Source organism: Deltaproteobacteria bacterium, assembly GCA_016874775.1.
In the GTDB taxonomy this organism is placed as follows: domain Bacteria; phylum Desulfobacterota; class Binatia; order Bin18; family Bin18; genus VGTJ01.
This window is the reverse complement of sequence record VGTJ01000200.1, coordinates 1-10,287: the sequence shown is the minus strand read 5'-3', so window position 1 is coordinate 10,287 and position 10,287 is coordinate 1. Positions and strand designations below refer to the sequence as shown.

Here is a 10,287-nt window from a genome sequence, read left to right as displayed (position 1 = left end):
GACTTGGACAGGTTCGGGAGCTTGCTCCCAGACCTCGACGGGCACAATGGCAGGGCGCTTCTGCGTCACGCCGCTCTCTCTATCTCATCTCTCACTTTCCCTCAAGTCTGAGGGGTGAACATTTACTATAGCCTTTCTTCAAAACATTCCCGAAATCTTCCCATCCGCATCCATCTTCATACCGAATGCTGCCGGTTTGGCAGCAAGCCCCGGCATCGTCAGCATTTCACCAGTCAATGGGACACAGAACCCTGCGCCAGCAGACAGGCGAACTTCACGAACAGTGAGAGTAAAGTCACGTGGGCGACCGTACAGCTTCGGATCATCGGACAATGACATCTGCGTCTTGGCCATGCAAATTGGGACGTTGCTGTAACCTAACGCGTTAATCCGATCGAGGTCGGTTTTGGCCCGTGGAAGAAGAGCGATATCCGCAGCGCCGTAAATTTTCTGGGCGATGGTACGAATCTTCTCTTCAATCGAGGCTTCGAGCGGATACAAGAACTTCGGCGTCGGTGTCGCACTCTGGCAAACATTGACTACCGTCTCTGCTAACGGCAGGCCACCCTCGCCACCATGACCAAAGACATCGATCACACATGCTTCGAGCCCAAGTGCCTGACATTCTTCAACAACGAGTTTCAATTCGTCTTCTGTGTCTGAAGCAAAGCGGTTGATCGCGACAATCGGTTGCACGCCAAACTCGCGGATACTTTCCGCATGTTTGGCAAGATTACTCATGCCGAGCTTGAGAGTCTTCAAATCTGGCTTGTTCACGTCGCTAACCGGCGTTCCACCATGCATCTTAAGCGCTTTGACAGTTGCTACGAGCACAACCGCCGACGGCCATAAACCCGCCGCGCGACATTTGATATCGAAGAACTTCTCGCCACCAAGGTCAAAGCCAAAGCCAGCTTCGGTGACAACATAATCGGCATAGCTCAATGCCAGACGGGTGGCGATGATACTGTTACACCCGTGGGCGATGTTACCAAACGGACCGCCATGAACGAATGCCGGCACGCCTTCAACCGTCTGCACCAGGTTCGGTTTGAGAGCATCTTTGAGAATGATGGCCATCGAGTCCGGTGCCTGCACATCACGAGCAGTGACGGCATTCATTTTGCCCGAAAAACCAATCACAATGCGTGAGAGCCGCTCAATCAGATCGGCTGGACCATTGGTCAAGCACAGGATTGCCATGACTTCAGATGCGGCAGTGATGTCGAACCCATCTTCACGTGGTACCCCCATGAGTGCCCCGCCGAGACCGATCGTCATCTGCCGCAGGGCACGGTCGTTCATGTCCATGACGCGGCGCCAGCGAATACGTCGCACATCAAGGTCAACTTGACCGTGGAACAACGCGTTATCCATCATTGCCGAGAGCAGATTATGTGCCGAGGTCACCGCATGAATATCACCAGTGAAATGCAAGTTGATGTCTTCCATGGGCAAGACTTGTGAACGGCCACCACCGCAGCCACCCCCTTTGACACCAAACACCGGCCCCATCGAAGGTTCACGCACCGCAACTGTCGCCTTTTTTCCCAGTCGCGCCAAAGCCTGGCCCAAACCGATCGTCGTCGTCGTCTTCCCTTCTCCTGCTGGAGTCGGATTGATCGCCGACACGAGAATGAGCTTGCCGGTTGGTCGACTCGCAGCAGTAGTGAACGCCTCCAATGCGATCTTCGCTTTTACTCGCCCATACGGCTCAAGATACTGCGGAGGAAGAGAAAGACGAGCGGCAATTTCCTCAATCGGTTGCAAATCCGTTGATTGTGCAACGGCTAGGTTTTGGTCACGACTCATGTGTTTATTCCTCGTAGACAAGCAAAATAAATGCGTAAAACGTAAAGCGTAAAACGTAAAAAAGAACAACTACGGTCCGCGTAACACGTAAAACATAATCGGTAATCCGTAACCACCCAACCTCCTCTTTACGTTTTACGGATTACGTTTTAGAACCGCCTCGCCGCCTCAACCATGCGCGAAAGTTTTCCCACAGCAATATCTGTCGTTCGTCGGCGGCCAAATCCACAGGACGGCGCGATCCATAGCCGTTCAGGTTCAATGAGGCGCGTCACTTCATGAATGTGGTCAGCAATCTCGTCGCTGGTCTCAACTGGAGTCTTCACGTCAACGATACCAGCAATCACTTCCAGTTCTTTAGGGATATCACGCAGACAGGCACGATCAGCCCATTGCCCAGGATGAGAGCACTCCAGGTGAACTTTATCGACGATCCCAGCGAGTTGTTTCACAAATGGCATCAGCGCATGCAGGTTATGGACAGAAATCACCGGCTTTGACCCTAAATCACCCAGGCAGCAGTGAATCGTTTTCGTCACAGAGACACCGGCAAAACTTTGGGCAATAAGATCGACTGCCTGCGTCGGAGAAATCTGTTCAAGAACTGACTGTACCGTAATGTACGGGATATCGAGTTGCACTTCTCGTGCCCCAGCGGTAGCAAGTGCTTGAATCTCGTGGTTCACAATCTCGATGGCGCGTAGCAACTGCGCTTGCGCTTTCTCCATGGGCCGTAAATGCGCCAGCACTTCCAGTGGTCCAGGAACCGAGAGCTTTTCCAAGGCATGGTCAATCTGCGACTCGCGTCGAAACGCTTCAGCGTATCCTAACCCATGCGGTGCAGCGATATCTCCAGTCAGTTCGTACTCAGCGAGATCAGAATAATCGTGCAACTCCGTTGCTTGAGGTTTGACGAGTGTCACTCCCGTCAGTTTTCGCGGAAGGTGCTGAATAAATGCTTCCGCAAAAAACTCCCCACCCATGAACTGAGTCACACCAGTGGCTTTCTGCTCACGAATGGCAATCTCCGCAGCGCCCACGAGCGTTGGTTTCACCAACATCTCAGGCAAGGTGCCACGATGATATTGCTGCAAACGCTCACGATACATTTCCGGCAACGGCCAGCTACCAACAACGGTTGTTCTGATCATGATGGCACCAAAAAGGAATATAGAATGAAGAAGATAGGAGACAGAATGGAGAAAAATATTTTTCGCTTTCTCTATCTTTAGCCGTCTGTATTCTACCTCCTACCTTCTCTCCCCTGTCTTCTTTATTCGTTACGTTTTCCGCCTTACGTGTTACGTATTATGCCAACACATACTCCACGACCGCCGCCCCGGTTCCCCAGACCGGCCCATATGCCAAGGTTTGCCCTGGAGTTGCCGGGGTTCCCAGTACCCCCATCAACCAGGCAAAGGCTTTAAATCCCATATCTGGAACCGCGGTCTTCGCATATTCCTCACTCCCTAAGAGCACTTCCGAATTCTTTCCCTGAGCAATACGCTCAAGAACACGTCGGTTCCACGTATCGTCTTCAGCGCGTGAGAAACGGTCCTGTAAGGGATCAATCGCTTCAGTAAAAAAGCGACCCGACAGTCCGGTACACGCAATCACAACCGTACGTTTTCCGCTCTCCTCAATCGCTTGTCGCATCGCACGCCCGAGCGTGAGTGAATCTTCCTGCCCAGCGTAAATGTTACAAGAAACGATCACAAGCGGAATGGTATGCTGCGGATTCACAAACCGTTGGGCAACCAGCACTCCAGTATCAACGGGAAATCCGTTGTAGTTAACCGTTTTAGTCGCCAAGCCTAGTGATGAAGCAATCGCCGCTGCGCGAGTTGTGAGATCGACATCTACTCGCAGATCGAAGGGAAAATCTCCATATTCATACCAATTTTCATCGACGTGCAGACCCTTCGGATTAGGATTGGTTTGAAACGAATGCCCCAACACAGAAATCCACTGCGTGCTGTAGATGACCAACACCTCGGGCTTCACCTGCTGAATGTGCTCTGCCGCCTGACGAAAGCCACGCCGGAGTGTTTCCCAACTCGCGGCAGGAATTTGCGAAGCCAAATGAGGCAGCCCGGGAAGAATATATGCACGCTGAATCGTACCTTTAGGCATAAGTAATAGCTTTCTTACGGTCTCGCCCGATAGCCGTATCATGCTGAGCACGGCAAAGTTTCTCTCTGAGAAACCCTTCGTTTCACTCAGGGTGACAACGTTGATAGACCAATCTTCTCGTGTTTAATCTAATGCCGCTGCGTCAAATCCCATTCAACGACCGCATTCCCTGTGCCGATCACTGTCCAATAGCCATGCACCTGCGCCGGAATTTGCGGAAATCCCATCGCCGAGAGCATCCAGGTTAGTCCGCCAGACTTTACCTCTGCCGCAGTCTTCTCCATAAACTCAGGGAGAATCGTCATCAGCTTATCGGTCTTGCCTTTTCGCATGAGTTCAAGGACGCGCATGTCCCACTGATACTGGTTGTTATTGAAGATCACTTCCTTGTTCATGTCCTCGACCAGCTCAGGCTCACGATCATAGTGCAAATGCGAGAGGGTGTTGCTCGCGGCCAGCACCACCCGGCGCCCAGTCTTGGCAATCGCTCGCGCTGTTGCACGCCCCAGTTTGATCATTTGTTCCTGGCCAATCTCCGTTGAATAAAAATAAGGCGAATTGTTCGCAGAGATACCAAGGATCGGAATATCCCAGTCCGGATTCAGCATGTGGAGAGAGACAATCGTGCCGTAATCGACCCGGAAGTTCGGGTTAGTCATCTTCTTGGCGACAAGCCCTTCTTTCTGCGCCTCTTCGTAACAAACATCAGCCAAGTCGACATCGACCTTCATCTCATAACGATAACGAAAGATATGAGGAAAAATGGGATCAACCGAAAGCCCTTGGAGGTGCGGAACACGCAGGAAGTGATGTCCAACAATCGTCATCCAATGCGGACTATGAACGAGGATCACATCCGGTTTCCACGCCTTGATTTTTTCCCGGCAAGACTCATAGGCCCACCGTAACATCTCCCATCCACCGGTTGAACGCGGTTCGTTGCGTTCAGGATTTTCGCCATAGACAAGATGCGGCGGATGCGGCGCCAGAAAGCCAGCGAGAATTTTTCCTTCGGTCATACGATTGCCTCCTGCCAGGATGTGGCTCAGATTCTCCTCTTCTCACCGAAGGGTTGTCAAGGTGGAAGTGGCAGTCTTCATGTCACCACCTCGCAGGTCTCCTTGCAGAGGTTTCGCCGTTCCGTCAGAGTAGCGAGAGTACGACACGGCAGGAGGGCCTATGGCTGAAACCGGCGACAATCAAAGCGCTTCGCATACAAATGACGCACCAAAGAGCCGTTTACCTCACCTCGTCATCGCACTGCTCGTGAGTATCGGATTCCTGTACCTTGCCTTTCGCAACGTCAAGCTGGATGAACTCGGTGCAGCACTCCAGCGGATTAACCTGAGCTGGCTCCTCGTCGCTATTGTCGTGAGTTTGCTGATTATGGTTTTTCGCGCCTGGCGTTGGCAGTTGGAACTGCGCCCCTTGGAACACGTACCGTTTGGTCGTCTGTGGGTTATTATCTCGGTTGCCTATATGGCCATTAATTTGTTGCCGGTACGGATTGGTGAAATCGTGCGCCCGTGGTTGCTGTCACGCCGGTCGGGAGTGGCATTTTCCAGCGTGATCGGCAATGTCGTGTTCGAAAAGACGATGGATTCACTCATTATCGTCTTTTACATTCTGCTGGGTTTGATCACCGTAGAGAATCTGCCGGTGTGGGTCCGACGTGGAGCGATGGTTCCAGCAGTTGCCGCCGCGATACTTGTCTCTTTAGTTGTTCTTTTCTGGTGGCGTGGCGAGGCATTTGTTGATCGCTGGCTGTTGCATCGTTTGCCCCAAGGCTTTGGTGGAAAGCTCAAGAACGTGCTGGCATCGATGGCCGACGGTATGAAGATCATTCCTAACCCGATGTTACTTCTTTCCGTCTTCCTGGTGTCACTCACGTTATGGTTTCTGCCCATTCTCTCCAGTTACATTATGATTCGTGCTTTTGATTTTCAGGTGCCATTTGGTGCGGCGCTCGTGGTCTTTATTTTCATTGGCTTTGGCACGGCGTTACCCAACTTGCCGGGCATGATCGGTCCCTATCAGTACGCGTGCCAGCTTGCACTGGGCCTTTTCGGTGTGAGTGAGGTCGACGCCCTTGCCTATGGTTTGGTTCTCAACGCGGTGCAATTTCTTACACTCGTCGCTCAAGGCTTGTTAGCGCTACCGATTGCAGGTGTGAGTCTAGCCGAGATTCGCCAGGCCCGAGAAGAGAACGCGCTGCAAGGGTCTGCCGCAGGGTAATCAAGAGAAGAGTTTCGTTTCATTTTCGTAGGGGCGTATGGCCATACGCCCCTCAGGTCCACCCGGTCTTTCGTCGGCTTTGCGGCTCTTCACCAGTAAGGACAGAGCGGGCGGCTGCCCATGCAGCATGGAGCCCCTTATGCAGAGCAACACCGTCAATCGCCAGTATTCGCACCCACACGCCAGCGTTGTGTGGCAAAGTTGACACACCAGCATAGATCCCAAGAACGGGTTCTAATCTCTTGCGCAGGGCTGGCAACAAATCTCCACTCTGCTGCACGTTGAGTATCCACATCGTTCCTTGCGCACAATATCCTACGGAAGCCAGCCGTAATTCTTCTCCAGTAATCACAAAACGATCGATGCACAACCGCTGTCCGTTGACGTTCTGTACCACAGTTTCACTAGAAAGTGAGCGAAACGATCGGCCTTGAGCTTTCGGATCATGCGTGAGGAATGCATCACTGAGAATGACGGTTGCCCCTTCTTCAATGACAACGTGGAGGGTGGTCCGCAGACACGCCTCAGGAAAGAGGATGAGTGCATCTGGCAGATATTCAACGAACGAACCCCTTGCCGCATGGATAGTCACTAATTGACTGGCTTCTTCCCCATTAGCCATGGAGTGCACCACTGTCGCACTTTGCGTTGTGCAATGGACGTGCGCGTTTTGTCCGGCAGTAAAAGAGAGGGCGAGCTGTTCTCGGTTATAGATTCCGCCGGAAACTGATTGCAGGATCGCTGTCAGCATTCCAGCCGGGACTCGGTCCAAACGAAACGGGGCGGTAAAGAAGAATGGATACGTTACGAACCGCCGCGCCAGGAAGGTTTCTCCTGCTGGTGAGCACTCGAAGTGTAAGTTGACTTGCTTACTCACAAAAATAGCACATCCCGTGCGATATACAAGACGACCTCATCGATCCCTTCACCAGTCTTACAATTGGTGACAACCACAGGACGACCGTGACGGATCTCATGCGCTTCAGTCACCATACGCGGGAGATCAACACCGACATATGGAGCAAGGTCACTTTTGTTGATCACCAGCACATCACACTGAAGAACCCCTGGCCCGCGTTTGCGGGGAATATCACCACCACCCGCAACATCGATCACAAATAGCCAGTAATCGACGAGATCGAGGGAAAAGGTTGAAGCTAAATTGTCACCACCACTTTCCAGCAGAATCAATTCGAGGCTGGGAAAGCGTTCTTCAAGCTCAATCGCTGCTTCGATATTGAGGGTCGGATCTTCACGAATAACGGTATGTGGGCAAGCGCCAGCTTCGACTCCTAGCACGCGTTCAGGAGCAATCAACTGTGAGCGACGAATCCGCTCTGCATCCTCTTGCGTAACAAGATCATTGGTAATCACCGCCAGTTCTATTCCTCGTTGAGCAAAGGCTGGAATCAAACGCTCAACCAGAGCCGTTTTACCAGAGCCGACCGGACCACCGACGCCAACGCGCGCAACATTCGCGGATGAAGAAGTTCGTCGTTTTGTCATCGCAAGAAATACCTTTGCGCCAGAGGAACAACCTCCGCCGGTTCGCACGTCAACAACTCACCATCAGCGTAGACATCATGCGTCTGAGGATTGACCTCGATGTGTGGGCATGCGTCGTTGTGCACCATGTCATGTTTTGTCAGTGCTCGGGTACTACGAATCTGCAGCATCGGTTTTTGCAGTTGCAGTTTGCGTGGAATATCAGCATTAAGGGCCAAGGAGCTAGCAAAGATCGCGCTGAGTGCTGACGGTGCACTACCCACCGCGCCCCACATTGGCCGTTGAATGATCGGCTCAGTAGGAAAGACACACCCCGCAGCATCACCCATCGCCGACCATGTCACAAAGCCACTTTTAATCACCATCAAGGGTTTCGCACCAAAGAATGCAGGCATCCAGAGCACCAGGTCCGCCATTTTTCCTGGCTCGATCGAACCGACATAGGGGTCAATACCCATCACCCGCGCAGCATTGATGGTGTACTTGGCGACATAGCGTTTAATACGCTCGTTATCGGCGCGAGCGGTGTTCTCGCCTGCTAAGCGGCCACGTTGCTCTTTCATTTTACTCGCGAGACGCCAACAATTTGTGATTGTCTCTGTCACTCGCCCCATCCCCTGCGTATCCGCAGCAAAAACGGAAATTGCCCCGAGATCATGCAAAATATCCTCAGCCGCCATCGTTTGCGGACGAATGCGACTTTCAGCAAAGGCTACATCTTCCGGCAGACGCCAATCGAGCATGTGCGCGTCCATCGTCATCGGTAGCGCTTCATCAAGGGCATTGCGAGTGTAGGGGTTGGTCGGATTGGTCGACGACGGTAAGCAATTGGCAATTCCTGAAACGCGGATAATATCTGGGGCATGACCACCCCCAGCGCCCTCGACGTGGTACATATGAATCGTGCGCCCGGCGATAGCCGCAATCGTCTCTTCGCAATAACCAGCTTCATTGATCGTGTCAGTGTGTAGTTGCACTTGAAAGTCGTACGTATCCGCCACCGTCAGCGCGCAATCGATCGTCGCTGGCATCGCACCAAAATCCTCGTGCACTTTTACCCCAATCGCTCCGCCAGCAACGCTCTCTTCAATCGCCTTCGGGTCATGCGCACTGCCACGCCCTAAGAAACCAAAGTTCATCGGATACTGTTCACAAGCTTTCAGCATGATGGCGAGATTATTTGGCCCGGCGCAGCTGACATCGAAATGTGGCCCCATCGTGCCACCGATGATCGTCGTCAACCCTGAAGCTAGCGCATGTTCGCATTGCTGCGGAGCTAAAAAATGGGCATGTGTTTCAATCCCACCAGGAGTGACAATCAGCCCTTCACCATTGACGATAGTCGTACATGGCCCACAGGACAACTGAGGATCAACTCCCGCTTGAATCGCTGGGTTGCCGCCTTTGCCCACACCAACGATCTTGCCGTCCCGAATGCCAATATCACCCTTCACGATACCAAGTACCGGATCGATGATCGTCGCATTGTGCACGAGCATATCAAGCCCACCAGAAGCCGTGGTCGTCGAAGTCAGAAAGCCCATGCCATCGCGCATGACTTTCCCTGCTCCAGTCATACACTCTTCGCCATACACGGCGTAGTCGTGTTCGACTTCAGCTAGCAATGAGGTGTCACCAAGGCGCACCATGTCACCTTTTGTTGGTCCGAACATCGCCGCGTACGCAGCTCGACTCATGCGTGCCATGCGCCTCTCCCTTATGCGCCCTTAAAACCCGTATCCCGTGCCCGTTGTAGGGCAGCTTGCTTGACCTCTTCAGAATGGATCGAACCATTGGTGAGGTTATTCAGGCCAGTCACTTCACCAGTACCACCAATTTTGACCAAGGTGACTTCTTTCTTCATCCCCGGCTCAAACCGAACCGACCCACCAGCGAGGACATCAAGCCGCATGCCAAAAGCCTGAGCACGATCGAATTGCAATGCCTTGTTGGCCTCGAAGAAATGAAAATGACTGGCGACCTGAATCGCCCGGTCGCCGGTGTTGATCACCTCCAGTGTAACTTTCTCACGTCCTGCGTTCAGCTCGATCTCACCATCTGGAGTAATAATCTCACCAGGCTTGCCGTATGGTGGATCAGCAATCGGCAGCTTGCCAGGGCGAATTGGACCATACACGGTTACGAGTTTAATGCCGTCAGGAAACAATGCATCGACCATAATGCGTGACACCAGGTCAGCCACGCCTGGCATCACATCATCAGTGGTAAGTAAGGTTCCTCCCCAGTCCACCAATTCCGCTACTGAACGACCGTCACGTGCCCCTTCAAGCAGTTCATCAACAATGTACGCCATCGCTTCCACGTAATTCAGCTTCACTCCGCGTGATTTACGACGGCGAGCCATTTCGGCGACGTTAAAGATCGTCAGCCGCTCCAGTTCTGTTGGGGTGAGGTTGAGCATACTCTCTAGTCTCCTTGGACAACTCCTCATGCAAACGCAATGAGACTGACATATCGGAATTGTCACTCTGAACGAAGGGAAGGGTCTCGCAGAGGGATTCCGCGCTTCACTGCTCAGAAACACACTCTCAGGCCGAGACGGGCTGGGGGAGGAGCGTGAACCCCAACCGGGCGGCGGTC

At 52.8% G+C, this 10,287-nt stretch carries 9 protein-coding genes; 1 reads left to right on the top strand and 8 read right to left on the bottom strand.

What is annotated here, in order from left to right; genetic code table 11:
- Positions 1-138: 138 nt before the first annotated feature.
- The 4 genes from FJ147_24495 to FJ147_24480 form a co-directional block, all read right to left on the bottom strand.
- Positions 139-1,812: a formate--tetrahydrofolate ligase gene (locus FJ147_24495; protein MBM4259046.1), complete on the bottom strand. Its 1,674-nt coding sequence runs from the start codon at positions 1,810-1,812 to the stop codon at positions 139-141.
- 149 nt (positions 1,813-1,961) lie between these two features.
- Positions 1,962-2,963 (bottom strand): hypothetical protein, encoded by a 1,002-nt coding sequence (locus tag FJ147_24490; protein ID MBM4259045.1) that lies wholly within the window; start codon positions 2,961-2,963, stop codon positions 1,962-1,964.
- 157 nt (positions 2,964-3,120) lie between these two features.
- Positions 3,121-3,987, bottom strand: coding sequence for a 2-amino-5-chlorophenol 1,6-dioxygenase subunit alpha (locus FJ147_24485; GenBank protein ID MBM4259044.1), 867 nt, complete (start codon positions 3,985-3,987; stop codon positions 3,121-3,123).
- 86 nt (positions 3,988-4,073) lie between these two features.
- The gene (locus FJ147_24480) at positions 4,074-4,964 is read right to left on the bottom strand and encodes a tRNA U-34 5-methylaminomethyl-2-thiouridine biosynthesis protein (protein ID MBM4259043.1); all 891 of its coding nucleotides are present in this window, start codon (positions 4,962-4,964) and stop codon (positions 4,074-4,076) included.
- A gap of 160 nt (positions 4,965-5,124) precedes the next feature.
- Here FJ147_24480 and FJ147_24475 point away from each other — a divergent pair, with 160 nt between their 5' ends.
- The gene (locus FJ147_24475) at positions 5,125-6,180 is read left to right on the top strand and encodes a flippase-like domain-containing protein (GenBank protein MBM4259042.1); all 1,056 of its coding nucleotides are present in this window, start codon (positions 5,125-5,127) and stop codon (positions 6,178-6,180) included.
- A gap of 52 nt (positions 6,181-6,232) precedes the next feature.
- Here FJ147_24475 and FJ147_24470 read toward each other — a convergent pair whose 3' ends face one another.
- The 4 genes from FJ147_24470 to FJ147_24455 are packed head-to-tail and all read right to left on the bottom strand — an operon-like array spanning position 6,233 to position 10,108.
- Positions 6,233-7,057 carry a hypothetical protein gene (locus FJ147_24470; GenBank protein ID MBM4259041.1) on the bottom strand — a complete coding sequence of 275 codons (825 nt, stop codon included), beginning with the start codon at positions 7,055-7,057 and terminating at the stop codon, positions 6,233-6,235.
- Positions 7,054-7,686 (bottom strand): urease accessory protein UreG, encoded by a 633-nt coding sequence (ureG, locus tag FJ147_24465; protein ID MBM4259040.1) that lies wholly within the window; start codon positions 7,684-7,686, stop codon positions 7,054-7,056. The genes FJ147_24470 and ureG overlap by 4 nt, the downstream gene beginning before the upstream one ends.
- Positions 7,683-9,392, bottom strand: coding sequence for an urease subunit alpha (ureC, locus tag FJ147_24460; protein ID MBM4259039.1), 1,710 nt, complete (start codon positions 9,390-9,392; stop codon positions 7,683-7,685). Before ureC ends, ureG begins: the two co-directional genes overlap by 4 nt.
- Before the next feature lie 11 nt (positions 9,393-9,403).
- Positions 9,404-10,108, bottom strand: coding sequence for an urease subunit beta (locus tag FJ147_24455; GenBank protein MBM4259038.1), 705 nt, complete (start codon positions 10,106-10,108; stop codon positions 9,404-9,406).
- Positions 10,109-10,287 lie beyond the last annotated feature (179 nt).

Coding starts and splice junctions, on each gene's coding strand:
- FJ147_24495 (MBM4259046.1), bottom strand. CDS start 1,812: ATGAGTCGTGACCAAAACCTAGCCGTTGCACAATCAACGGATTTGCAA.
- FJ147_24490 (MBM4259045.1), bottom strand. CDS start 2,963: ATGATCAGAACAACCGTTGTTGGTAGCTGGCCGTTGCCGGAAATGTAT.
- FJ147_24485 (MBM4259044.1), bottom strand. CDS start 3,987: ATGATACGGCTATCGGGCGAGACCGTAAGAAAGCTATTACTTATGCCT.
- FJ147_24480 (MBM4259043.1), bottom strand. CDS start 4,964: ATGACCGAAGGAAAAATTCTCGCTGGCTTTCTGGCGCCGCATCCGCCG.
- FJ147_24475 (MBM4259042.1), top strand. CDS start 5,125: ATGGCTGAAACCGGCGACAATCAAAGCGCTTCGCATACAAATGACGCA.
- ureG (MBM4259040.1), bottom strand. CDS start 7,686: ATGACAAAACGACGAACTTCTTCATCCGCGAATGTTGCGCGCGTTGGC.
- ureC (MBM4259039.1), bottom strand. CDS start 9,392: ATGGCACGCATGAGTCGAGCTGCGTACGCGGCGATGTTCGGACCAACA.
- FJ147_24455 (MBM4259038.1), bottom strand. CDS start 10,108: ATGCTCAACCTCACCCCAACAGAACTGGAGCGGCTGACGATCTTTAAC.